This is a genomic window from Bifidobacterium scaligerum, assembly GCF_002802865.1.
In the GTDB taxonomy this organism is placed as follows: domain Bacteria; phylum Actinomycetota; class Actinomycetes; order Actinomycetales; family Bifidobacteriaceae; genus Bifidobacterium; species Bifidobacterium scaligerum.
In genome coordinates, this window is the sequence record NZ_PGLQ01000001.1 from 416,593 (window position 1) to 439,944 (window position 23,352).

22 protein-coding genes are annotated in these 23,352 nt (G+C 54.9%); 16 read left to right on the forward strand and 6 right to left on the reverse strand.

All coding sequences use genetic code 11. The features are described 5' to 3' along the window. The first annotated feature begins 1 nt into the window (after window position 1). The 10 genes from CUU80_RS01700 (at window position 2) to CUU80_RS01745 (ending at window position 10,479) form a co-directional block, all read left to right on the forward strand. Complete coding sequence (locus CUU80_RS01700) at window positions 2-1,540, forward strand: glutamate synthase subunit beta (protein WP_100495650.1); 1,539 nt, start codon at window positions 2-4, stop codon at window positions 1,538-1,540. A 333-nt stretch (window positions 1,541-1,873) separates the two neighbouring features. Beyond that, window positions 1,874-2,779, forward strand: coding sequence for a C39 family peptidase (locus CUU80_RS01705; protein ID WP_100495651.1), 906 nt, complete (start codon window positions 1,874-1,876; stop codon window positions 2,777-2,779). A gap of 225 nt (window positions 2,780-3,004) precedes the next feature. Further along, a complete protein-coding gene (locus CUU80_RS01710) occupies window positions 3,005-3,466 on the forward strand; it encodes a hypothetical protein (RefSeq protein ID WP_100495652.1) in 462 nt (153 codons plus the stop codon). 311 nt (window positions 3,467-3,777) lie between these two features. Then, a complete protein-coding gene (glgA, locus tag CUU80_RS01715; RefSeq protein WP_100495653.1) occupies window positions 3,778-5,028 on the forward strand; it encodes a glycogen synthase in 1,251 nt (416 codons plus the stop codon). A 28-nt stretch (window positions 5,029-5,056) separates the two neighbouring features. Next, a complete protein-coding gene (locus CUU80_RS01720) occupies window positions 5,057-5,905 on the forward strand; it encodes an ABC transporter ATP-binding protein (protein ID WP_100495654.1) in 849 nt (282 codons plus the stop codon). Between the two features lie 480 nt (window positions 5,906-6,385). After that, a complete protein-coding gene (locus tag CUU80_RS01725) occupies window positions 6,386-7,126 on the forward strand; it encodes a glycerophosphodiester phosphodiesterase family protein (RefSeq protein WP_133119381.1) in 741 nt (246 codons plus the stop codon). Between the two features lie 2 nt (window positions 7,127-7,128). Next, window positions 7,129-8,385: an MFS transporter gene (locus tag CUU80_RS01730; RefSeq protein ID WP_100495656.1), complete on the forward strand. Its 1,257-nt coding sequence runs from the start codon at window positions 7,129-7,131 to the stop codon at window positions 8,383-8,385. A gap of 143 nt (window positions 8,386-8,528) precedes the next feature. After that, window positions 8,529-9,371: an HAD family hydrolase gene (locus tag CUU80_RS01735; protein ID WP_100495657.1), complete on the forward strand. Its 843-nt coding sequence runs from the start codon at window positions 8,529-8,531 to the stop codon at window positions 9,369-9,371. Between the two features lie 3 nt (window positions 9,372-9,374). Beyond that, a complete protein-coding gene (locus CUU80_RS01740; protein WP_100495658.1) occupies window positions 9,375-10,235 on the forward strand; it encodes a nitrilase-related carbon-nitrogen hydrolase in 861 nt (286 codons plus the stop codon). A 16-nt stretch (window positions 10,236-10,251) separates the two neighbouring features. Beyond that, on the forward strand, window positions 10,252-10,479 hold the full coding sequence (locus tag CUU80_RS01745) for a hypothetical protein (protein ID WP_243388593.1): 228 nt from the start codon (window positions 10,252-10,254) through the stop codon (window positions 10,477-10,479). A 61-nt stretch (window positions 10,480-10,540) separates the two neighbouring features. Here the strand turns inward: CUU80_RS01745 and CUU80_RS01750 are convergent, their stop codons facing one another. Both CUU80_RS01750 and CUU80_RS01755 read right to left on the reverse strand, forming a co-directional pair. Next, complete coding sequence (locus CUU80_RS01750; RefSeq protein WP_243388594.1) at window positions 10,541-11,392, reverse strand: SDR family NAD(P)-dependent oxidoreductase; 852 nt, start codon at window positions 11,390-11,392, stop codon at window positions 10,541-10,543. Window positions 11,393-11,555: 163 nt separating this feature from the next. After that, window positions 11,556-12,404: an aldo/keto reductase gene (locus CUU80_RS01755; protein WP_100495943.1), complete on the reverse strand. Its 849-nt coding sequence runs from the start codon at window positions 12,402-12,404 to the stop codon at window positions 11,556-11,558. A gap of 225 nt (window positions 12,405-12,629) precedes the next feature. Here CUU80_RS01755 and CUU80_RS01760 point away from each other — a divergent pair, with 225 nt between their 5' ends. Both CUU80_RS01760 and tenA read left to right on the forward strand, forming a co-directional pair. Beyond that, complete coding sequence (locus tag CUU80_RS01760) at window positions 12,630-13,355, forward strand: putative ABC transporter permease (protein WP_279324967.1); 726 nt, start codon at window positions 12,630-12,632, stop codon at window positions 13,353-13,355. A 288-nt stretch (window positions 13,356-13,643) separates the two neighbouring features. Then, on the forward strand, window positions 13,644-14,381 hold the full coding sequence (gene tenA / locus CUU80_RS01765; protein ID WP_165775783.1) for a thiaminase II: 738 nt from the start codon (window positions 13,644-13,646) through the stop codon (window positions 14,379-14,381). 255 nt (window positions 14,382-14,636) lie between these two features. On the opposite strand, the gene CUU80_RS01770 is transcribed toward tenA, so the two are convergent. Then, window positions 14,637-15,248, reverse strand: coding sequence for an alpha/beta hydrolase (locus CUU80_RS01770; protein ID WP_100495662.1), 612 nt, complete (start codon window positions 15,246-15,248; stop codon window positions 14,637-14,639). Window positions 15,249-15,367: 119 nt separating this feature from the next. Here CUU80_RS01770 and CUU80_RS01775 point away from each other — a divergent pair, with 119 nt between their 5' ends. The 4 genes from CUU80_RS01775 to brxC all read left to right on the forward strand — a co-directional run bounded on the left by CUU80_RS01775 (window position 15,368) and on the right by brxC (window position 21,686). Continuing rightward, a complete protein-coding gene (locus CUU80_RS01775) occupies window positions 15,368-16,411 on the forward strand; it encodes a DUF6508 domain-containing protein (RefSeq protein WP_100495663.1) in 1,044 nt (347 codons plus the stop codon). Window positions 16,412-16,449: 38 nt separating this feature from the next. Next, entirely contained in the window at window positions 16,450-17,130 is a 681-nt protein-coding gene (locus tag CUU80_RS01780) for a DUF1819 family protein (protein WP_100495664.1), read from the forward strand. 87 nt (window positions 17,131-17,217) lie between these two features. Further along, a complete protein-coding gene (locus tag CUU80_RS01785) occupies window positions 17,218-17,967 on the forward strand; it encodes a DUF1788 domain-containing protein (RefSeq protein ID WP_165775784.1) in 750 nt (249 codons plus the stop codon). After that, window positions 17,964-21,686 (forward strand): BREX system P-loop protein BrxC, encoded by a 3,723-nt coding sequence (brxC, locus tag CUU80_RS01790; protein ID WP_100495666.1) that lies wholly within the window; start codon window positions 17,964-17,966, stop codon window positions 21,684-21,686. The genes CUU80_RS01785 and brxC overlap by 4 nt, the downstream gene beginning before the upstream one ends. A 106-nt stretch (window positions 21,687-21,792) precedes the next feature. On the opposite strand, the gene CUU80_RS01795 is transcribed toward brxC, so the two are convergent. Genes CUU80_RS01795 through CUU80_RS01805 form a run of 3 tightly spaced genes read right to left on the reverse strand, consistent with a single transcriptional unit; the run spans window position 21,793 to window position 23,319 of the window. Further along, window positions 21,793-22,185: a hypothetical protein gene (locus tag CUU80_RS01795; RefSeq protein WP_100495667.1), complete on the reverse strand. Its 393-nt coding sequence runs from the start codon at window positions 22,183-22,185 to the stop codon at window positions 21,793-21,795. Further along, on the reverse strand, window positions 22,185-22,679 hold the full coding sequence (locus CUU80_RS01800) for an EndoU domain-containing protein (RefSeq protein ID WP_100495668.1): 495 nt from the start codon (window positions 22,677-22,679) through the stop codon (window positions 22,185-22,187). Before CUU80_RS01800 ends, CUU80_RS01795 begins: the two co-directional genes overlap by 1 nt. Beyond that, window positions 22,666-23,319 (reverse strand): DUF4417 domain-containing protein, encoded by a 654-nt coding sequence (locus CUU80_RS01805; RefSeq protein WP_165775785.1) that lies wholly within the window; start codon window positions 23,317-23,319, stop codon window positions 22,666-22,668. The genes CUU80_RS01800 and CUU80_RS01805 overlap by 14 nt, the downstream gene beginning before the upstream one ends. Window positions 23,320-23,352: the final 33 nt, after the last annotated feature.

Below are 23,352 nucleotides of genomic sequence, written 5' to 3' on the forward strand. Positions count from 1 at the left end.
CATGGGCGACCCAAGAGGATTCCTGAAAGTCCGTACCCGCCGCGAGCTGGCCGAACGCCCCATTGAGGAACGTATCAAGGACTGGTTCGACGTGCACGCCGAATCTGGCCTCCAGCCGTGGACTCGCGAACAGGCGGCACGCTGCATGGACTGCGGCACCCCGTTCTGTATGACCGGTTGCCCGCTTGGCAACGTGATCCCTGAGTTCAATGATCTGGTCCGCCAGGGCAAGTGGGAGGACGCCTACAATCGTCTGTCCCAGACCAACAACTTCCCTGAAGTGACCGGTCGCATCTGCCCGGCACTGTGCGAGCAGGCCTGTGTGCTCGGCATCCACCAGCCGCCGACCATGATCAAGAACGATGAATGCACGATCATCGATCAGGCATGGGATTTGGATTACGTCAAGCCGCTGCCGCCGCAACGCCTGACCGACCAGACCGTAGCCGTGGTCGGCTCCGGCCCTGCAGGTCTGGCTGCCGCACAGCAGCTGACCCGCGCCGGCCACACTGTAGTCGTGTATGAGAAGGACGATGCCATCGGCGGTCTGATGCGCTACGGCATCCCGAACTTCAAGCTCGAAAAGGGCTTGATTGATCGTCGTGTGGAGCAGATGGAGGCTGAAGGCACCCGCTTCCGCACCAACGTGGAAATCGGCAAGGACATCTCCTGGGATGAACTGCGCGACCGTTACGATGCCGTGGTTGTGGCCATTGGCTCCCGCGTGCCACGTGACATGAAGATCCCGGGCCGCGAGCTGGACGGCATCCACTTCGCCCTCGACTTCCTGCCGGATGCCACCCGCCGCGTTTTCGGCGTCAAGCCCGTTAACGACATCACCGCCAAGGGCAAGCATGTGGTGGTCATCGGCGGTGGCGACACCGGTTCTGACTGCCTCGGCACATCTATTCGTCAAGGTGCGAAGGATGTTACCGTGTTGCAGATCATGCCGAAGGAGCCGGAGACACGTCCGGCCAACCAGCCGTGGCCGACCTTCGCGCGCACCTATCAGAAGACCACGTCGATGGCCGAAGGCGGTACGTACCTGTACAGCACCGATTCCGTGAACTTTGTCGGTTCCGAAGAGGAACAGTCCAAGGTCACCATCGAGAACTCCGCCACAGCGGAAGGCTTCGTGGCTGATGAGCATGGCCACGTAACCGGCTTGAAGATCGTGAATGTTGCTCCCGGGGAGAATGGTCCATTCACTCGCCAGCCCGGCACTGAGCGTGTCATTCCGGCCGATCTGGTGCTCATCTCCGTGGGCTTCCTGCACCCGGATACCACCACGCTGCTTGACCAGCTGCCGGTCGAGCTTGACAAGCGTGGCAACATCGCCCGTAACGACAACTTCGCCACTTCTCAGGATGGCGTGTTCGTCTGCGGCGATGCCGGCCGTGGCCAGAGCCTCGTGGTCTGGGCCATTGCGGAAGGCCGCTCCTGCGCCGCCGCCGTGGACGAGTACCTCTCCAGTGAGCAGACCAGCGAGCTGCCGGCACCGATCAAGGCGTCCGATCGCCCGATGATGTTGCCTCGTTGATTCGGTCCTCCGTTTCGGTTTTCGCATCCTGTCAGCTCCTCTTCCATCCGGGAGGGGAGCTTTTTGTTCTTTGGGCCATCCTCGGCACCCTGCCAGGGAGCTATCCGCCGGAAGCGGTTTGGGGGAAGTGAACGGGCGGGCCTCGGCCTCAGGAAAACAGTATCGCTCGAAACCGGTATTCAGTATACGGCTGCACGAAGGCCTCGCATACTCAGTGTCGGTTAGGACCGCAAAAGTGACATTAAGTATGCGGGAACATGGTCCGAGCGTATACTTAATGTCGTTTTGCGTGCCCGCACGGTACCATGGATTCATAGGGAAAGGCGGCACGCAATGAAGCGCACGCGAACAACCTTACTGGTTTTCATCATCGTTCCTGCTGTACTGTTCGGAGCTGTCGCACTGATGTGGAATACGGCCTGGCTTCCGGCGTCCTCCATGGCCAAACCCAACGCAGACCAGTCCGGTCAATCGCAGGAAATCACGCCTAGCGAAGACCGATCGGCAACGAAACAGGCTGTGCCGGAACCTACGACACTGCACAACCCCAAGGAGCTCGCCGGACTCAACGCAGATGTGGACGAATCCTATCCCGGCGATGAATGGCTCTGCAACGCTGCTGGCGAGAAAGCAGAATCCCTGCCGGAATGCGCGGACAGGGAAGTCCAAGCCGAATCGAACACCGGTCGCGTGATGCTCGACGTGCCACAGCGTGTGCAGGAGACCGGCTACTGGTGCGTGCCTGGCTCCCTGCAGATGGTTCTGGCATATAAAGGAGTAGACGTAGACCAAGCCACACTGGCCGAACGCATGGACACCAAGCCGGTGACCGGTACGGAATACGTGGATCTGGCCCGCGTTGCCAACGCCTATCTGTTCGGTGAGGAAACGCCGACGCCTTCTGGCGCAGGATACCGTGTGCAGACCATTGCCATAGGGGATAAAGATCCGTCCGTCGCGCAGATGTTCGCCCAACGGGTGAAGACGGATCTAGCCGACGACTATCCGGTGTTCGCCGCCGTGGACGTCCACGTGCTCTACCCATTGTTCGGCCATGGCAACCATGTGGTGGTTGTCATGGGCTACGACATGGACAAGAACGGGACAATCACGCAATACCACATCCTCGACCCGTCCTATAACGTGCAGGATCCTGTCCATGCAGGCCACAAGGTCGTGGATGCGGACACGATGATGAGCGCCATCGTGGATAACGAAGAGCCCGCTTACGTGTGGTGATCCATATGGATGACTGCGCTATCGACGTGAAGTGAGCAAGCCTTACTCCGTATTTCAGGTCACGGACGGCAGCCACCTTCATGTCGTTGCAGGAATCTGCGGTCAAAAAGCTCAGTACAACGAGGTGCTCCAGTGCAACCGTACGTTTCGTGGATTCCGTGCGCCCGGCCGTCGGCAAGCGAGTAATATAGCCAACAGTGTCATCGTTGAAACAGGAGTATTGAAATGCCAAATCGTGCAGAACGTCGTGCCCAGGCCAAAGCCAATCGCAAGGGCATTCCGTCGCAGTATGATGCCACCCGCGGTCGTGGCCGGGCCGGCATGATTGATGAATATCAGCTGCAACAGAAGTCGATCCGTCTACAGGATGGCACGGATGGCGAGTGGAAGCCAAGCGGCGGGCGCATCGCCGAAGTGGAAACTGTTCTGAACACCAATCCGGATTATACGGATCCGAAGATGTTCAAGGCACCTCACTCCGTGCGCCAGTGGTTCCGAGTGGGAAGTTGGACGCTTATCGCATTAGCCATCATCGCGTTCTTCGTGGTGATGTGGCTGCCGAGTCATCCGATGTGGCTGATTGCCACCGTTTCCGGTGTGTTCATCGTGGGTGTTGTGAGCCTGTTCTTCACTGCCGGCGATTCCAAGCACAATCCGAATCTCGACCAGAACGGCACTGCAGTCTGACTCGGTGGTTGTAACGGGCAGTAACTGTGCGCATGTACGAATAGGACGCGCGGATACTGCCCGTTTTGTAATGAAAAAGAGGCAACAACTGCGCGGTACTCAGGTGGGCCAGCACAGTTGCCGCCTCTTTCTGCCGAGAGAATGGCAGCGTCTGTGCGGCACCTTGGTCACTACGCGCACATGAAACACTTATACACGGCAATACGGGAGCAATAACAAAACGCACGCTGGAAATTGTGCGTTTTTGCGGGTCTCGTGCTTTAAAGTGGGTATTGCTTGATTTTCTCGATGCACGAAGGAGAGCTAATCCGATGAAAGTTGACATTCTCACCCGTGAATATCCACCGCACGTTTATGGTGGTGCCGGTGTACACGCCGAAGAGCTGTCCAAGGTATTGGCCGAACGCATTGATGTGACCGTACGCGCTTTTGATGGCAAGCGCACCGAAGCCGATGTACCGGCTATTCCGAATGCTGCCGAAGCCAAGGGCAGTCTGAAGGTTGTGGGCTATGACACTCCATCCGAGCTCGCTGATGCAAACCCTGCTTTGAAAACCTTTGGCGTGGACCTGCAGATCGCCAACGATGTCGATGCTGACATTATTCATGCGCATACTTGGTACGCCTGCCTCGCTGGCTATCTGGCGAAAATGCTGCACGGTACTCCGCTGATCATCACTGCGCACTCCTTGGAACCGTTCCGCCCGTGGAAGCGTGAACAGCTCGGCGGCGGCTACAACCTGAGCTCCTGGGCCGAAAAGGACGCCTACGAGCACGCCGACCGTGTGATTGCTGTTTCCGGCGGCATGCGTAAGGATATTCTGACTGCCTATCCGAATCTCGACCCGGACAAAGTGGTCGTGGTCTACAACGGCATCACCATGTCTGAATTCGCCACCCCGGCCGATGACGATCCGGGTTGGAAGGTCTTTGAGCGTTACAATATCGATCGTTCCAAGCCGACCCTGCTGTTCGTGGGCCGTATCACCCGTCAGAAGGGTCTGCCGTACCTGCTGAAGGCCCTGCACTTCGTGAACCCGGATGTTCAGGTGGTGCTGTGTGCCGGCGCTCCGGACACCCCGGAGATCATGGAAGAGGTCAAGACCTCGTTCGCCGAGCTCGACAAGGAGCGCGGCAACATCGTCTGGATTGAGGAGATGCTGCCGAAGAACGAGCTGTCCGCGCTGGAACATGGGTGCGACGCCTTCATCTGCCCGTCGATCTACGAGCCGCTGGGTATCGTGAACCTTGAGGCCATGGCTTGCGGTCTGCCTGTGGTCGCTTCCGCTACCGGCGGCATTCCTGAGGTCGTGGTCGATGGTGAGACCGGTTTCCTGGTGCCGATCGATCAGCTGCACGACGGTACCGGTACTCCGACTGATCCGGATAAGTTCGTGCATGACATGGCCGATGCGATCAACAAGATCATGGCCGATCCGCAGCTTCGCAAGAAGATGGGTCAGGCCGGCTATGAACGCGCCCGTGACGTGTTCAGCTGGGAATCCATCGCCGACGAAACCGTGAAGGTCTACCAGTCCGTCCTCGACGAACAGAAGAAGTAATCGCAGTAATCAATAAGGACAACCGAGCATGCCTACCACCGTTCTTCAGCTCGACAACGTTGAGTTCCGTCGCAATCGTCGTGTGATCATCACCGATGTGAACCTGACTATCAAGGCAGGGGAGCGATGGGTGCTCTTCGGCCCCAACGGCATTGGCAAATCAACGGCGGTGGGCATGCTTGCCACGCGTACCTTCCCCTCTGAAGGGCGTGTGTTTATTCTGGGACATCAGCTCGGCAAGTACGACGTATTCAAGCTTCGCACACGAATCGGTCTTGCCTCCGCTGATTTGGGCCGCCAGTTTCCTGATTTCGAAGATCCGCTGGACGCTGTGGTCACCGGACTTTCCGCTGTGACCGGACGCTGGCAGGATACCTATTCCGAAGCTGAGTATGCGCGAGCCCGTCAGCTTCTTCATGATTTCCGGGTGAGCTACTTGGAAGGCAAGCAGATGTGGCGTTTGTCCGAAGGCGAGCGCACGCGTGTACTCATTGCCCGCGCACTGATGGGCGATCCGGAACTGCTGATTATGGATGAGCCGACTACGGGCCTTGATTTGGGTGGCCGCGAACAGGTAATGCGCACGTTGAGCCGTATCGGCGAGGAAAGTTCCGATCGTGCGGTGGTGCTCGTAACCCACCGTCTGGAGGAAATTCCAGCTGGCTTCGACCATATCGCCATCATGGGACGCGAGCCAATTCCGGCCGAGGATGCCACGAGCGATGGCATCGATGCAATGGGCAACCCCGGTGCCGGCACTATTATCTACTCCGGTCCGCTTAAGGAAGGCCTGACCGACGAGCGTCTTTCCGACCTGTTCGGCATGCCCATCGAAGTCGAGCACAGTCACGGCCGCTGGTCCGCCTACGCGGTGTGACTTATGCGGTGTGAACGGTGGCGGAAGCTGGATGCCCATAGAATCAAAGTTTGTCGTTTAATTGAGCAATCAACACCTAGCTTTGGGATCCGTCATTGACATGCCAAAGAATCAGCGAAGAATGCCCTGAAACTCCCACCTATGTGGTGGGCGATCATCTCATGGTTTACGAATATCCCGATAGGTGCAACGCAAGACTTGATGAGTTCCTCGATCCTATGAAGTAATCGGTGTATTCGGTAGTCGGCAGATTCCAGTGAAAACGGTAACGGGAAATCATCGATATGACTTGATTGTCGTTTCGTGCTTTCCTCAATGAGAGACGATACGAAACGGCAATCAAACCACATCGGTCTTGTTGTGTCTTTCCGCAATATCTCGCTTTTCAAGAACCATCGAATCCGTTTGTTCACCCAGTATTCGCGTTCCGGTATTGGCCCTGCATCGTGTTGAACATGTTGCATGGATAGTACTTAAAGCGTGAGCACTACAATTCTTGGGCATGCAGGCGCTGCCCATGCCGCACCGTCCAATACAATGGAAGCCTTCCGCCTTGCGATCGCAGAAGGCGCCGATGGTACCGAACTCGATGTCCAGATGACCGGTGACGGTCAACTGGTTTGCATCCATGATGCACAATTGGATGCCATGACCGACGGTCATGGATTCCTCAGAGACAAGACATACGACTATGTAAGTCGCCTGAACTTCTCGATCCAAATGCCCGGTTACATGAAGCCGACACGAGTCCCACTGCTCAGCGAAGTGCTTGAACTCTTCCGGAACCAGCCTGGATTCGTCGTGAATATCGAGATCAAAAGCGCTGAGGTGATCTATCCCGATATCGAGCGCAGGATTGTTGATCTTGTGCATAAGTATGATATGGCAGACCGTGTCTGGTATTCGAATTTCAACCATTTCAGTCTTCTTACATTGCGCGAATATGATCCCGATGCCGTAATCGCCCCTCTATACAACGAAGGATTGGTGGAGCCCTGGAAATATGCGGAAACGATGCATACCGACGTGATTCATCCGTTCTATAGGAATCTGACCGAAGGCCCTGGGATTCTTGAAGGACTGAAGAAGCATTCGATCAGGCCCGTCGCCTGGACTGTCGACGATGAAGATGACATTCGTTGGATGATTGAACATGATGTTCCCGCCATCATCACCGACAGACCGGCGGTCGCTCGCAGCATTCGCGATGGAAGCCGCTGACCATGTCTGCAAACGGTAAGACTCGTCTCAACTACGCGCAAACCTTCTCCATTGGATTCGGCATGTTTGCCATCAGCGCCGCATGGGCGCTGTATAACGCTTACGTGCCGATCAAGCTCAAAGACATGATGCTTCCCACGGCTCTTGTCGGAGTCATCATGGGCATCGACAATTTCTGTGGTTTTACCATTCAGCCGTTCTTCGGCCTGATTTCCGATAAGGTGAGAACCAGATGGGGACGGCGGATGCCGTTCGCATTGTTCGCGATACCCATCGCCTCCGTATGCCTGATGCTGATCGCTATCGCGCCAACCGCGCCGCTCACCGTCATCGCAATTATTCTGTACGCGGTCCTTATGTCCGCTTGCCGTGCGCCAATCGTGGCCCTTATGCCTGATGTAACCGATTCACATGTACGAAGTCAGGCGAACGGCATCATCAACTTCATGGGTGCCGTCGGAAACGTAATCGCATTGTTGGCGGGCAGCTACTTATACAAACACTACGGAATGGGGCCGGCGTTCATCAGCGGAAGCATCATCATGGTCGTCGCGTTGCTTGCCTTGAATCTTCTTGTCAAGGAGCCGGATGATTTCCGGACCAAGCCAGGTGAATCTGCTCGAATACCGTTTGTCAGCTGGAAAGAGTTGAAACAAGCCGTAATCCCGAAACTTGATTTGGACGTGGAGTCGCGCAGAAGTTTCGTATTGATTCTCTTGGTGCTGTTTCTATACACGTTTGGAGGTAACGCGGTTGAAACGTACTTCAGCTTGTTCGCGGTTCATGATCTTGGCATGGAAGCTGCAGTAGCTGGCGGTAGCTTGGTTTGGTATGCGATAGGCGCGATGGCCTCCGATATACCTGCAGGTTGGATCGGTACGAAATACGGCCGCAGGAACACGATGAGCGTCGGCCTGATTCTTGCGATACTCATGTTCGTTCCTATGCCTTGGGTTGCGTCAGCTCCCTTGGTACCGATGCTTGCATTCGGCTACGGGCTCCTGTGGACGCTCGTCTATGTGAATGCGTTTCCATGGATTGCCGAACTGGGAGGCCGAGAAAACACTGGAGCCATGACGGCTTATTACTATCTGGCAACAGCATTCGCGGCGTCAGTCAGTCCTGCGGTATTCGGGTTGATTCAGCAGGTGACGGGAACATACAAGTGGATGTTCATTTATGCTGCTGTATTCTTCGCGCTCGCGTTGTGTTGCATGCCGTTCATTACGCGAGGTGAAGCGGAAGAGCACTCGGTGTAAGTGACTTGGACAGATTGATCGTGATATCGCGTGTCCGGCATTGATCGATATCGATGGCTCACGCGGATGGGTGAAAACGGTCTGATGTATTCTTGTCGTTGACGTAGACGTGGTTGAATCGTATGTGCAACGAGGAGAAGTGTATGGTTGCAAGCAAACTGGTGTTCATTGACATTGACGGCACATTGGCGGATGAAAAGCATATCGTGCCGGAATCAGCGAAAAACGCATGTCGCAAAGCGCAGTCCAATGGGCACAAGCTATTCATTTGCACCGGACGTTCCATGCCGAAAATCGAGCGCAGTATTCTTGATCTCGGCTTCGATGGCGTGGTCTCCGTGGCTGGCGCACAGGCGAACGTGGGGGATAAGCTGCTGTTCCAGCACCTCGTATCGGCCGATGCCGTGGACGCGGCGATGGAGTATTTCCGTGAACACCACATCGAGAGCTATCAGTGGCAGGGTGCGGATGGCATGTATATTTCGGAAGGGTATCGTCGTCATTTGGAATCTAAAGGCAAGGTGTTCAACCGCGGTGAGTTCGCGCGATTCTGGCATCTGATCGATGAGGTAGAGATTCCCTCCGGGGCCACATTGGGACAGGTGATTCATGTAAGCAAGGGTTCGTATTTCACTGGGCCGGATCCTGATGTGACGTTTGAACAGACCAAGCGTGATCTGTCGCCCTGGTTCGAGACCGTGCACGGTTCATACGACAAGATCTCTCCGAACAATGGCGAACTGTTGATCAACGGTATCGATAAAGGTACTGCCGTGCGCAATGTGGCCGATGCGCTTGGCTACACCATTGCCGACACGATTGCCATCGGCGACTCCGACAACGATACCGCCATGCTCAAGGCCGCCGGTACATCCGTGGCCATGGGCAATGCCGTTCATGGCATCGAGAAGTTCTGCGACTTGCAAACCACCGATATCCATGACAACGGCCTCGCCAACGCCTTCCGCGCCCTCGGACTGGTGTGAACGATGAAGACTCTTGACTGCCTGCCGGTAGCGGTCGCGCAGTTTACGGTGACACGGGAACCGGAACGCAATCTGGAGAGGATTGATGCGTTCGCCCGCGAAGCGGCGGCCGGTGGCGCGAGGTTGCTGGTACTGCCGGAGGGTCTGATCGCGCGTGACAGGGATGATGATTCGTTCGCGGCTGCCCATGCCCAACCGCTTGATGGGCCATTTGTGACAGGGCTGCAACGAATCAGCGCAGTACATCACATCGTATTGATGGGCACAGTCCATGTTGTTCCGGCGGCTCGGGAAGCAAGACGTGGCGAAGCCGGGGCGGGGCGCGAGTCCGTTGTGAATCCTCGTGTGATCAATGTGTTCCTCGTCATTTGCGAGGGAGAGATCGCGACGTCCTATCGCAAGCTGCATCTATACGATGCGTTTGCCGCGAGGGAATCGGATGTGGTTCTTTCTGGGAATGAACTGCCGCCGATAGTAACCATCGATGGCTGGCGCATCGGCGTGATGACCTGCTACGACGTGCGATTCCCGGAAACCGCGCGTTCCTTGGCCGCACGCGGAGCCGATGCAATCGTGGTCAGCGCTGCATGGGTGCGCGGACCGCAAAAGAAGTACCACTGGAACCTGCTGACGGCCGTCCGCGCGGTGGAGAACACCTGTTACGTATTGGCCTGCAGTGAGGTGAGCAAGCGCAACATCGGCTGCAGCCGCATCATCGATCCCATGGGAGGGGTCATCGTCGAAACTGGAGATGACGGTTTCGCGATGATTACCGCCAAGCTCAGCCGTGAATCTCTCGATTCAGCCCGTCGAATTCTGCCGGTGCTGAACAACCGACGCTTTGCCGACCCGCAGTTGAAGTGAATGACAGGTGCCGACCATGAGTGAGGGGCAGAACAACGGTATGGATGAGCGATGGTGGAAGGCGCTGAAAGCAAAGAACATCGCCGTTCGAGGTCAGACGGCGAATGACGATGAACACCGTGGCGGAGACAAACGGAAGAGCGCACGCAAAACGGCTGTGCATGCTGCGCGCAGAACATCGGCGCATGCACAGCCGTTCAAGGCGACCGGTCATAAAGGCGGTATCAGCAGGCAGGGAAACTGATTAGAAACGACCGCGTTTCGTTGCGCTGGCTCTATCTCATCTGCTGCATTCACTGTGGTATTTAGTACACGGAGTAACCGCCGTCAACCTGCAGGTTGGTTCCGGTGACATACGAGGAGGCGTCGCTGGCAAGGAACAACACTGCGGTGGCGATTTCCTCATTCGTGCCGAAGCGGCGCATCGGCACGGGAGCGGTCATCATATCGTGTGCCTCGGGAACGATGCGGCCTTCGAAAATACCGGACCACACGTAGCCGGGGGAGACGGCGTTCGAGCGAATGCCATACGGTGCCAGTGCGGCCGCCAAGTAGCGCGCGTATTCGTAGATACCGGCTTTGGACGCGCCGTACGCGGCCACCGGGGAAGGTCCACCGGCGATGAAGTTCGCATTGTGCGCGGATAGCGACGAGGTGAACACCAGAGAGCCGCCATGGTTGTGCTCGCGCATGATGTGCTGGGCAATCTGCGCGGTCAGGTAGGCGCCGGTCAGGTTGATATCGATGGTCTTCTGCCAGACCTCGTACGGTTCATCGGCGTCGTCTCCGGGCACATTCACACCGGCATTGATGAACGCGACATCCACGGTGCCGAGCTCATCAACAAGTGAGGTCTTCAACGCGTCGACCTGAGTTTTGTCGGAGACATCGCAGTAGAGTGGCACGACTTTCACGCCGTAACGTTCGGACAGTTCCTGAGCAAGCGGCTCAAGCGTCTCTTTGGTGCGCGGCAAATCAACGATGGCCACATCAGCCCCTGCCTCGGCCCACGCGGCGGCCACATTACGGCCAAGGCCACCGGCGCCGCCGGTCACGAAGCCCTTCTTGCCGGCCAGTGAGAAGCGATCCATAATACGGTGAGATGGTTCTTTCCACTGGTCGAGTGGGTACTGATCGAATACTGAAGCGTCGGTCATATTATTCTCCGTTCTGTTCGGTGGCGGCGTCATTGTTGCCATCAACAAGGCGAGCCTATCACGGACAATCAGGTTGTCTGCGATAGGCTCGCCTAAAAAGTTCAGGAAGTTAACATTCGCGTGATTGCGGATTCATGAAACTGCTCGCAATCACCGCAAGAGATCAGTCTTCCTCGTGCCAATGCGGATTCTGGCCGAACGTGTAGCCTTCCGGATTATCCATGACGGCGATATCCTGCATATCCTGCTCGTCTAATTCGAAGCCGGTCAGATCGAGGTTCGCGCGCTGACGATCGGCATGCATCGACTTCGGAATCGCCACATCACCCAACTGCAGATGCCAGCGCAGGATTGCGGCCACAGGGGAGACGCCATGCTTTTCGGCGATACGCACGATGGTCGGATCCTTCAACATCTGGTTGGCCCGGCCGAGCGGACTCCATGCCTCGGTGATGATGCCATGCGCGTCATCGTAGGCACGCTGCTCGTTCTGCTGGAAGAACGGATGCAATTCCACCTGGTTCACGGCCGGGGTCACACCGGTGGCGCGAATCAGCAGATCGATATGACCGGGCAGGAAATTACTCACACCGATATGCTTCACAATGCCTTGCTTCTGAGCATCGACCAATGCCTGCCACGCTTCCACGAACTGGCCCTGGGATGGGTTCGGCCAGTGAATCAGATACAGATCGATGTAATCCAAACCCATGCGAGCCACGGATTCCTCAATGGTCACGCGAGCCTGATCGTACTGATGATGGCGGCCCGGCAGCTTGGACGCCACGATGATATCCTTGCGCGGCACCTCGGATTCGCGGATCGCCTTGCCTACGATGCCCTCGTTCTCGTAGTTGAATGCGGAATCAATCAAACGATAGCCGACCTGAAGTGCGGACTTGATGGCTTCCGCACCTGCGAAACCGTTGACCTTATATGTGCCGAATCCGATGGCTGGAAGTTCCAACCCATCGTGCGCCTTACGCACCGGAATCGCCGGCGGTTCCATCAATGCCATAGTTGCTCCTTTGCCGTTTTGCTTGTCCCGCGTGAATGCGTGGGAACAGGAATTATCGGACGAATACCCTGTCACGCAATACTGTACTCGTCGCGCGCACATTGAACCGGAATTCAATTCCGTGCCTTTTGCAGGCGAGAGACTATTTGCCAAGTCTTGTCTATCCTTGTGATAATCCGGCATATTCCAATCGACGAACACTCAGGAGTGAGCATGACGATGCTACTGATCTGCGCGCAATGGTTTCTGTATTGGACGGCGTATTCGTTTGTGGGCTGGGCGTGGGAGACGATGCTGAGCGTGGTGCTACGCAAACGGTTTGAAGACCGGGGCATGCTCAACGGTCCTATCTGTCCGATTTACGGGTTTGGCGCGCTGTTGGTGCTGGCGCTTCTGCATGACGTGCGTAACCCGGTTGCATTGTTTCTCGCCAGTGGCGTGGTCGCCTGCACGCTGGAGTATGTTTCGTCATGGGCGATCGAAAAGCTGTATCACGTACGGTTTTGGGACTATACAGGTAAACCGTTCAACATCAATGGACGGGTATATCTCAATGGATTTCTGGCATTCGGTTTGGGAGCTGCGACCATAGTGCTTGTGGTTCAGCCGCGGATGGCGGACATTGTGGAATCATGGCCAGATATTATGGTCGGCATTGCGGCAGCCGTGTTGTTTGTGGCTACAGCGGTGGATTGGGCTATTACCCAAGCCGGTCTGCATAGCTTCGATTCGCGTCTTGCCCGTGTCTCTGAGCAGATCAAGATGCGCAAGCTCGAACAGATCGAAGCCATCGATACGCGTATTGACATAGCCAATGAGGTGCTTGCGCGATCGCTCAGCTGGCAGCAGCGTCGTCTGGTGAGGATTTTCCCAAGACTGACTTCGCCAAGGGATCCGGATGTCGTTTCACGCATTCGCCGGATCTTGGAACGGCGCGGATGGTGATGGAGATATTCCGACTTTCTCGGTGATCATGATGCTCTGACGAATATGACAGACCGGACGATGCTTGCGGGCGTCTTGTGGGAGCATATGGAGCGGCAGCATTGTTCTTTTATCGCCTCTCGACCAGACCGGCCCATACCACGTATAATGATCGACGTTGCAGGGGAACTGTAGCCGGAAAATAACGGTTTTCGCTTTTGTTGACCAGTTCTTAGTTTTTCGGCAGGTTGAGAAAGGCTTGACCTGACCCTTGGAACCTGTTGGCCAACACCATCGAAGGGAGCAATTATGGCATTCGATGCCGCCCAATTCGGCCCAATCACGCTCGATCATCTGCCGCCATTCGCCCAGCGTCTGCGCAAAGCCGCCGACCTGGTGTGGGAGGAAGGCTACAAGCAGCCGTTCCTGCGCGAACTCGGCAACGGTACGCTGGTACGTGAGAAATTCGCGTTCTACCTGCTGCAGGACTACCGCTACCTGAAGGATTACGCCAAGGTGCACGCGCTCGCCCTCACCAAGACGCAGGATCCGGAGATCATGCAGTTCATGGCCAACGTGCAGAACGCGATTTTCAACGTGGAATCCTCCATGCATCGCGAATACATGGCCAGTTTCGGCGTTAGTGCGGAAGAGATGAACAATGTGCGTCAGTCCGCGTTCGCCCGCGCCTACACGTCGAACATTCTCTCCATCGCCTACGGCGGTTCACTCGTGGACGTGCTTGTGGCCGTACTGCCATGCGCATGGGTGTACGCCGATTACGGTCAGCGTCTGGCCGCCGAGTTTGCGGATTCGCTTGAGGGTAACCCGTACAAGAGCTGGGTCGACATGTACAAGACCGAGGAGTTCTGGAGCTCCTCCGCATGGCTGCTCGCGCATATCGAAGAGTTGGTCGAAGGCTTGAACGAGGAACGCAAGCAGGAGCTTGTGGACATCTTTGTGGTCGGCGTGGAACACGAATACATGTTCTGGGCCTCCGCGTATGACATGCAGTACACGTGGAAGCCTGAATGGGACGTGCGCTAGAGTCTTGAAGGCTTTCGCTACTTCTGTATTGCAGAGCTATGAGCACGTATCTGCCTTACAGGGGGTACATTGGCTGAACTCCGGATGTCTATCTGCTTTGCGAGGGGTACTTCAACAGTAAAACCTGAAGTATAAACGTTGGAATAACACCGTTCATACTTCAGGTTCTCATAATTGAGTACCCCTCGCAAAACAGATAGACATCCGTAAGCATTCGGATGTACCTCTTACAAGGGAGATAGCCATACAACTGGGCTACAGTTGGTTCACGAAGTCGTGCAAATCGATAATCTCTGCATCGCAGATGGCATGGCCCATGCCTGGGTATTCGCGATATGTCAGATGGCCGGTGTCTTCCAACACTAAGCGAGCATTGTGCTGATCAGGCAGCGGGATGGTACGGTCTGAAGAACCGTATGCGAGGAAGAGCCGAGCAGACGAATCCAGCCGCGCGCCTTCCTCACCCTTGAACGATGGGCTCAACAGTATCGCCGCATCGAACAGATTCGGGTATGCCTTCACGAGTCGATAGGAAAGATAGCCGCCCTGTGAGAAGCCGACCAGAACCTTCTTGCGATTGGTAAACGCCGCCGAATCCAGCAATGAAGCAACCGCTTCGCCAACCGCCGCGCACTTGCGTTGTCGCTCATCAACGCCGCATCCATCCGGATACCAGTATGCTCCGCCCATGTAGGGACGAGCATAGGTGCCGCGGAACGACAGATAGTCAGGCGCTTCTCCTGTGCCTACATACACCGCGTCGATGATGCGCACCATCTCGCTCTCGTCGTTGCCATACCCATGGAACATCAGGAACAGCGGGCCCTTGCCGCCCGTATCGAAATCACTGACCATTTGTAGCCGCATATCTATCACCTCTTGTTAGCGAGTGTAGTCGACAGGGCTTCGTCCTGAATCGTGCTCCTATGACATCTCGGATATCCTTGTGCATATCGTCGTAAGCCGTTTCGTAGCGAGGAAATACTATGGATGACACTGATTTCGATTATGCAACAGCAGATGTCGCGTGCGGCGGAGCCATCTCGCTACAATTGGGCGCACGGGCATATGACGCTGCAATGCGTGAATCTCAATCAGAGGAACGCGAGCGATTATTTCATTTGGCGGCCCACTGGTATGAGCGAAGTGCCGAAATTGGCAATGCACAGGCCGCGACGAATCTTGGCTATGTGTACCTGTATGGCCGTAGTGGTCACATAAACGAGACGCTCGCATTCACTTGGTTTTCGCGAGGTTCAGAACTCAGGAACGCGGAAGCTTGCTACAAACTCGGAGATCTATATAAAACCGGCAGAGGTTGCACTCAAGATATGAACAAGGCTGTCGAGCTATATGGTGAAGCAGCGCGGATTGCGAGAGCGACATGCAACCCTGACGATCCACAGGATGCCGCAGTACTGGCCAGCATTGATCTGCGTCTGGCCGAGTGGTATGAACATTCCGCTGCAACGGGAATGAATTCTGAAAGCGCTTGCAATTTGTATATGGAGGCGGCCGCTTTATTCGAAGTTGCCGTGGATGGAGGTCTTGACTGGTACGCCAAGGCTCTGGAAAATGCTCGTAATGGTTGGAGTCGTACGAGTTCCAAAGAAGAGGATTTGATCGAGGGACGTCGATACGGCAAGAGGAGCCAAGGTGAGCATGTCCCGAATATTCGCCCATTGTTGGCCCTGACCGATGCGATTGGTGTACTTCAGGGTATATCGCAGGATTCCAAGGCCGAAATGTACTCCTACATGGTGGGTGCCGTATTGGACGCTTTCTACAACGATTGGGAAGGCGGCGACCATGAGTACTCGGAAACTTTAGATCAAGCGGGAATCAGGAATCCATATCAGTATCTCTACCATGGTGATCTCGATGCGTTGGACACGAAGACAGTCATGGCGCTTCTCACATTCATAATCCGTGCCGACCATTGGAATGAAGGCGCTCTCGCTACGTCGATTGAAGATGGAGGGTTGTTCAAGCTTTTGCGCCACATGCGGCATATCCCGCATGAAGTGTAGTCTGAAATATTCTTGTTCAACAAGGTGAAGGAGCGGTAATGCCAGGTTCGTACGGTACGGAGACCCTGCAAGGCGGCGAACGCTATCGTCTGTCGTTCACGGTCGGTGGCCTGCTCGCCTCACAAAGCCGAATCATCGCTTCACTGTTTATCGATAACGGTTACTGTGACCAGTTTTGCCGGGAACAACCAGATTCGATTGAGCTGGGAGAGTACGTTACGTTGGTGCGCAAGCGGGCTATTGACGAGAATGTGTTGGGTATTCGCACGCAATCGGCGAATGCTCGTGTGGTCAATGAGGTGCTCAAACGACTGAGCACGCTGTCCGATGTGGAAATAAGGTTCTTGGCTGATCAAGACGTGGCATTATCGGATTGCCGTGCGCTGATGTGGGTGTCGATGTGCCGCTATTATGCCATCGTGGGGGAGTTCGCTAATGAAGTCGTTCGGGATCATTACCTGTTAGGCGACCTTAGCGTGACCTACGAGGATTACGATCGGTTCATGATCGGCAAAGCGATGTGGCATCCGGAACTGGAGGAGCTCAGTAAAGCCACTCAGGCCAAGCTTCGAGGCAATGTGTTCAAAGCGATGGATGAAGCCGAACTGGTGAAAAGAAAAGACAACACATTGCTCCCCTCCATACTGTCAGGTTCGGTTGCCAGTATTCTGGGCAAGAGACCGGAATCGTTCGGCTTTTTCCCCATGCGGGAACGTTGAGGGATACTAATTCGGGAACACGCCTCGGCATTGAAACCACAATGATGTTCACGAAGACGTATGCAGATATACGGGAGGAGAACCGACATGGTGCAGACAAGGACTGATGCACGTCTGCAGTCCGGCATTATTGAGCAGGATTTCGATAGATTGTTCCGCTACATGCGATCCAAGCGTTTTCGCAACGGCGAGGATACCGGCGGTGAGCCTGCGAACTACATTTACGCATACCACCCCGAGCAGGAGCTGGATGTGGAGCGTCGCATCCCACTGCTCGTCAACCGTTTGCAAAGCATGGATCCCGTGGACTCTGCCGATACGGCTCCAGCAGTGCTCGTCATCAACATCTATGAATTCGCCATCGACTTCATGAAGAAGAATGACGTATTCGATGCCGCCATCGAACAGGAACCCGACATGCACGGCGAAGAAGACACCGAAAATGACAATGACGGAATCGCAGCGGCAAGCAGTTGGCCGAGGCTTCAGGATGATGATTTCTATCAGGCGCTCGCCGGTATGCTTGGCCCGGATAATGATGATTTCAAAGCCGCTCTCAAGGAACGCTACGAGCAGGCGGCGGCCAATAATGAAGCGGATCTGGTGTTCTTCACCGGTGTCGGCCAGGTGTACCCGTATATTCGCACCCACGCGTTGCTCAATAGCATTCAGGACATAGTACGTTCTTCCACGCCGGTGGTGGTGTTCTTCCCCGGAACCTATAAGAAAACCGCTTCCACGGTGTCGGTGATGCGCCTGTTCAATACGCTTGACGCGGACAACTATTACCGCGCGTTCAGCCTCAATACTGCGATCATGGAAGGAGCCCGCGCATGAGCGCCGGAGTAACGTTGAAAGACATTTTCGCCAAAAACATTGAGGATAAGATTGATGGCGTCATCAAGGCTGGAGACAACAGCCATCTCGCTGATGAGGTCAACGAGTACGTGCTCACCAACGAGATTCAGGCCAACCTTGAACAATTCCTCGACGTGTATAACGCTCCATCCGCCGATTACACGAACGGCGTGTGGATTTCCGGCTTCTTCGGCTCCGGTAAATCCCACTTGCTGAAGATGCTCTCCCATATTTTGGGTGATTATCCCCGCAACGATGCTGGTGGATCAGGATCGCAGAACGCCGACGAACAGGCTGCATCATCGATGACCCGCGCCCAGGTCATCGAAATCATGAAAGCCAAGGCTCGCGAGGCCGAGAACCATGAGCTTGAAGCTCTGTTGGATGTGAACGCGCATATTCCCGCCACCTCGCTGCTGTTCAATATCGATAGCAAATCGCAAAAGGGCAGTAATACCGCGTTGATGGACGCGTTCATCCGCGTGTTCGATGAAGCCCGTGGCTATTACGGCGCGAATAAATACGTGGCGAAAATGGAGCATGATCTCGACAGCAACGGGTATCTGGACGAGTTCAAACGCCAGTTCGAACAGGTAGCCGGTAAACCATGGTCGAAGGGCCGTGCCCAAGCGGCGTTCTCCGGTGCCAAGATCGACAAAGCTTTCGCGGCGACGACCGGCGACGAGGTCAAGGATATTCTCAAGGATTATCAAAAACAGTACAATCCCACCATTGCCGATTTCGCCGATGACGTGAACGATTGGCTGCAGCAGAAGCCGACTAACTATCGCCTGATTTTCCTGGTGGATGAGGTCGGCCAGTTCGTGGGCAAGAACACTGACCGTATGCTGAACCTGCAAACGATTACGGAGGAACTGTTTTCCCGTACCAACGGCAGGGCATGGGTGATTGTGACCTCACAGGAGGATATCGACGCCGTAATTGGTGACCGCAACGTGAGCCAGGGACTTGACTTTACGAAGATCAAAGGCCGGTTCGCTGTCAACCTGAAGCTTTCCAGCACTGATGCCATTGAGGTCATCCAAAAGCGACTGCTGGTCAAGAACGAGACTGGTGACCGTGAGGTCGATGCATTATGGAACAGGCATCGCGATGAGCTGGATGCTCTGTTTACCTTCCAAGGTGAGGGTGGAGTCAACAGTTACAGCGACCGTAAGTTCGGCACTTGGGATGATTTCGAGGCTACTTATCCGTTCGTGAACTACGAGTTCACGCTGTTCAGGGATGCTATGCGTGGCATGAGCGCCGCCGGTTTCTTTGAAGGTCAGCATCGTTCCGTGGGCGAACGGTCGCTGCTGTCCACTATCAGCAGTGCGCTGGCCGATCATAAGGACGACCCGGTTGGCAATCTGATTCCGTTCAGCGCCCTCTACGATGGCATTGCGGGAACGATTCAAAGCTCGGTGAACCATTTGATCAATGAGGCCGAGCGCTCGTTCGATTTGGAAACCCAGAAACTGGCGTTGCCGTTGCTCAAAGCCCTGCTGCTCGTCAAACACGTCGAGGGATTCAAAGCCAACGTGCGTAATCTGCGCATTCTGGTATTCAACCGTTTTGACGCCGATCTGCCGCAATTGGAGCAGAACATCCGGGACACGTTGGACATGTTGGAACGTAAGAATTACGTGCATCGTACCGGCGATGAATACGTGTACCTGACCAACGATGAGCAGGCTGTGGAAAGCGAGATCAAGAATCTCGACATTGAGGATAGTCAGATCATCGATTGCTTCAGCGGCATGGTGAACGAACTGGTCAGTCCGCTGCAGGTGCAATATGAGACTGGTAAGCAGAAGCCGACCTTCCATTACGGCCTGATGGTCGACGGTTCTCTGCGTGGCCGGTCGTACCCCATAACGTTGCATATCGTGACGCCCATGGATAGTTCACCCACGGAATCCAAGATTCTGCGTTCTGCGGGAGCCCGCGATAGCGTGTGCTTCATTCTCAACGCCAATGGATCCAAACTGATGCAGGACGTGGCGCTGCTGGTGCGCACGGAGAAATACCTCCGTCTGCATTCCAATGAGCTGGGGCCGCGCGGCCGTATCATCCGGGAGAAGAGCAGCAATCGTGACGTTATGAGGCACGAGCTGCGTATCGAAGTGGCTCATGCCCTCTGTGAGGCCACGATTGCATACAACGGCTCGCAGCTGGAGGTCAAATCCAGTCAGGATGCAGCCGTCATGGTTCATCAGGCAATGCAGACGCTTATCGGCCGCCTGTATACGAATCTCAGCATGGTGGCGGATCTGCCTGCCTACGCCGACCGGGACCTGGCCACCGTGCTCGCACACACTTCCGACGACGAGGCGACAGTAAGTGAAGCAAACAGTGTCGCGAACCGTCTGGATTTGCCGTCACAGGAGATATACGACTATGTGGCTGGCCAACAGCGCATGAACACCACGCCCACCGTACGCGGCATTGTGCAGCATTTTGAAGACATGCCGTATGGTTGGCCGCTCATGTCTACATTGGCGTGCCTGTGCCACTTGTATGGCGGTGAGCGAATCCGACTCATCCTGGATAGCAACAGGGTGGCACGTACCGATGCTGTCGCATGGCTGAACAATCAGAAGAAGCGCGAGAACATCCGCGTGGAGATTCCCAAGCAGTATGATGCCGGCAAGCTGAGAACGCTGAAGGAATTCGCCGACGAATATCTGGATATCACTCCGGATCGATTGAGTAATGATGCCGAGATCATGGCGCAAACCATCAAGGAATCGCTGCGGGAAAAAGCAATCCAGCTTGAGAAGCTGCAAGCAGCAAACGGTCAGTTCGCGTTTGTCGCTCAGCTTGCCGGGCCTCTGGAACGGTTGAAGTCGGTAGCATCCATGCCGGTGAGCTGGCTGCTCGAAACGTTCCCCGTGGACGGCGAAAACAACAGTGCGGAAGAGCTGCTCGATGATAAAGACGATGTGATCGATCCGATCCGTAAGATTCTCCATGGCATGCAACGTAATACGTTAGTTACAGGTTTGGAATGGATTCGCGCCAATGATTCCAACTTCACATTGGCTTCCGATGAGCTGCAGCAGGAGCGCGATGAGGTTAGCGCCATCGCCGCCGACCCGCAGCTGTATAAGGGCAACAAGGTCAATCTGTTCAAGACAAGGCTTGCCGAACTGCAACAGCATCTTGGTGATCTGGTGAACACGGAACGCGAACAGGCTCTGAATGTAGTCGGTGGCATTCGCGAAAACCTGAAAAGCATTGACTCCTATCGCATTGCTGCTGAGGATGCTCAACAGCGGGCTATGCGCTCGCTGGATGATGCAGCAACCAAGATTACGCAGGCGAAGTATATTGCTGACATTCGTCAGACTGCGGAGACAGTGGAGAACCGACTGTATCTGGAGTTGATTAATCAGCTTGATGCGGCCAAGGTGCAACATGAACAGACAGTTGTGCCTACGGCGCAAACCAGTCAGCAGCAGTCTGCAGCGGAAGAAGCACTGGCTCGCAGAATTACGTCTGAAGCGCAGAATGCGCCTAAGCATTTCGCTCAGACTGAGTCTCAGCAAGCCAAGCCGGAGGAGCGCACCATTCGCGTCGCGCCACCACGCCCGAAGCCGATGCTACGCACGGTAGACGATGTGGATGAATTCCTGGACGAATACCGGCGCAAGCTTGTCGCTGTCATCAAGGATGGAAAACGTATTTTACTGTGAGCTGGTTTCTGCATGGATTTAAAACCGATTTAAAATCCATGCAGAAACCGGACATATTGTAAATAGGGTTACGATAGGGCTTGAGTTTAACGAGGATCGATTATCGTCAGCTCTGGGCCTTTTCGAGATCCTCCGGAGAAGGCCTCCAAACTATCAGCTGATAAGCTTGAGAGCGGTCTTTCAGCATGGATTCGATTGCATCATCGAGCGTTGCTCCAAGATGGAACCGCTTGTTTTCTTTTGGATGCAGCCTGACGGCAATTCGATATGCCTTGATGATGTCCGTGCTTTGAGTCTTCCAGATGAGTTCATCAAGGACCTCGCCTACAGTGGACAGCTCTTCATCGGAGCAGTGCAAGATGAACTGAGCTGTCTGATCCGGGTCATGGCTAAGCTCCTCAACCAATCGATTCCAACAATCCTCGATTCGATCGTCCCATTCGTCATTGGTCGCATTACGTTCGGTGATAATCTGCTTCACCTTGTTGACATCAAACATTAGTAGTTCCTTTTCCTCCTATGGGACCGTGCTGGCTGCTTGGTATCAGGGAATATCGTGGCGATTTGACCATTGGTTTTTATCACACCGACACGCACACCTTTCCAGGTTCCCCACATGATCACACCATCATGACTCTTTCGGTTATGTCTTAGACTGCTCACATGCTCTCCGGCCTTGACAATGTCACGGGTTGTCCAGTTCTTTGGGAACCAAGTCTGTCCGGTTCCTGTTTGCTTCCTGCGATTTGCATGTTTGGGCACATACCCGACCCTCACTCCATTGGGATATGTTTTACCGATATGGTACTCGATGCCATTCCTCTCTAAAATCTTGATGTTACTTTGGCCATGTCCGCCGCTGCGAAATTTCTGGATTTTTCCAGTCCGCGGATTACGGCTGAAATTACCGTCGATAGAATGAATGAGTGCCTTATGATGCACGCGACGGCTGCCATGTGACGTGTAGTACTGCTCGCTATCACCGCGACCCATTTGCGGCCTCCTTCATCATTCGCGTCCAACACGGGTACGCCTTAAAAACTGTGGTTGATTGATATTGTTCGATGAATTCTTCAGGCATCTCGCCGTTGACGACTACGCGCGTCGGCTCAAGAATCTCCATCATTTTGTCCAATCCTTTGCGGAACACAACGCGTTCTTCGGTCTTGGTCATGATTCCGACGGTGCTGATCGAGATGATGTTGCGGCGTGGAGCGCCTTTGAAACAGAACTTGTATGAGGGCTCATCTGCCCAGCAAACATCGGTAATGACCGGAATGCCATTGCGTTGCATATAGCTGCCGACTGCACGGTTGCGATAGACATTGGCAATCTGGACCGGCTCAGGAGCATCGCGATAGATACTGAAGTCCGGTGTGATTACTCCGTCGTATTGCAGCAGCTTGTCGATGCGTTGCGGGAGATTCGCGATGAAGGGACGAAACCTTACATCAGCCAGATAGAAATGAGCGAAGCCATTCGTGCTATCAACCTTGTTCAGCTTATCGACTGGAATTAATTTCGTAGGGAATGGAACGGTTTCTGGCAGGGGCTCAATAATGGGATAGCCGTCCTCAAATGTCGCTCCATCCACCAGCCAAGGTGCGAATCCGTCATCGATAATTGTTTTCATCGTTACTCCTTTAACCGAATTGCTAACGAGTGT

Coding starts and splice junctions, on each gene's coding strand:
- CUU80_RS01700 (WP_100495650.1), top strand. CDS start 2: ATGGGCGACCCAAGAGGATTCCTGAAAGTCCGTACCCGCCGCGAGCTG.
- CUU80_RS01705 (WP_100495651.1), top strand. CDS start 1,874: ATGAAGCGCACGCGAACAACCTTACTGGTTTTCATCATCGTTCCTGCT.
- CUU80_RS01710 (WP_100495652.1), top strand. CDS start 3,005: ATGCCAAATCGTGCAGAACGTCGTGCCCAGGCCAAAGCCAATCGCAAG.
- glgA (WP_100495653.1), top strand. CDS start 3,778: ATGAAAGTTGACATTCTCACCCGTGAATATCCACCGCACGTTTATGGT.
- CUU80_RS01720 (WP_100495654.1), top strand. CDS start 5,057: ATGCCTACCACCGTTCTTCAGCTCGACAACGTTGAGTTCCGTCGCAAT.
- CUU80_RS01730 (WP_100495656.1), top strand. CDS start 7,129: ATGTCTGCAAACGGTAAGACTCGTCTCAACTACGCGCAAACCTTCTCC.
- CUU80_RS01735 (WP_100495657.1), top strand. CDS start 8,529: ATGGTTGCAAGCAAACTGGTGTTCATTGACATTGACGGCACATTGGCG.
- CUU80_RS01740 (WP_100495658.1), top strand. CDS start 9,375: ATGAAGACTCTTGACTGCCTGCCGGTAGCGGTCGCGCAGTTTACGGTG.
- CUU80_RS01745 (WP_243388593.1), top strand. CDS start 10,252: ATGAGTGAGGGGCAGAACAACGGTATGGATGAGCGATGGTGGAAGGCG.
- CUU80_RS01750 (WP_243388594.1), bottom strand. CDS start 11,392: ATGACCGACGCTTCAGTATTCGATCAGTACCCACTCGACCAGTGGAAA.
- CUU80_RS01760 (WP_279324967.1), top strand. CDS start 12,630: ATGCTACTGATCTGCGCGCAATGGTTTCTGTATTGGACGGCGTATTCG.
- tenA (WP_165775783.1), top strand. CDS start 13,644: ATGGCATTCGATGCCGCCCAATTCGGCCCAATCACGCTCGATCATCTG.
- CUU80_RS01770 (WP_100495662.1), bottom strand. CDS start 15,248: ATGCGGCTACAAATGGTCAGTGATTTCGATACGGGCGGCAAGGGCCCG.
- CUU80_RS01775 (WP_100495663.1), top strand. CDS start 15,368: ATGGATGACACTGATTTCGATTATGCAACAGCAGATGTCGCGTGCGGC.
- CUU80_RS01780 (WP_100495664.1), top strand. CDS start 16,450: ATGCCAGGTTCGTACGGTACGGAGACCCTGCAAGGCGGCGAACGCTAT.
- CUU80_RS01785 (WP_165775784.1), top strand. CDS start 17,218: ATGGTGCAGACAAGGACTGATGCACGTCTGCAGTCCGGCATTATTGAG.
- brxC (WP_100495666.1), top strand. CDS start 17,964: ATGAGCGCCGGAGTAACGTTGAAAGACATTTTCGCCAAAAACATTGAG.
- CUU80_RS01795 (WP_100495667.1), bottom strand. CDS start 22,185: ATGTTTGATGTCAACAAGGTGAAGCAGATTATCACCGAACGTAATGCG.
- CUU80_RS01800 (WP_100495668.1), bottom strand. CDS start 22,679: ATGGGTCGCGGTGATAGCGAGCAGTACTACACGTCACATGGCAGCCGT.
- CUU80_RS01805 (WP_165775785.1), bottom strand. CDS start 23,319: ATGAAAACAATTATCGATGACGGATTCGCACCTTGGCTGGTGGATGGA.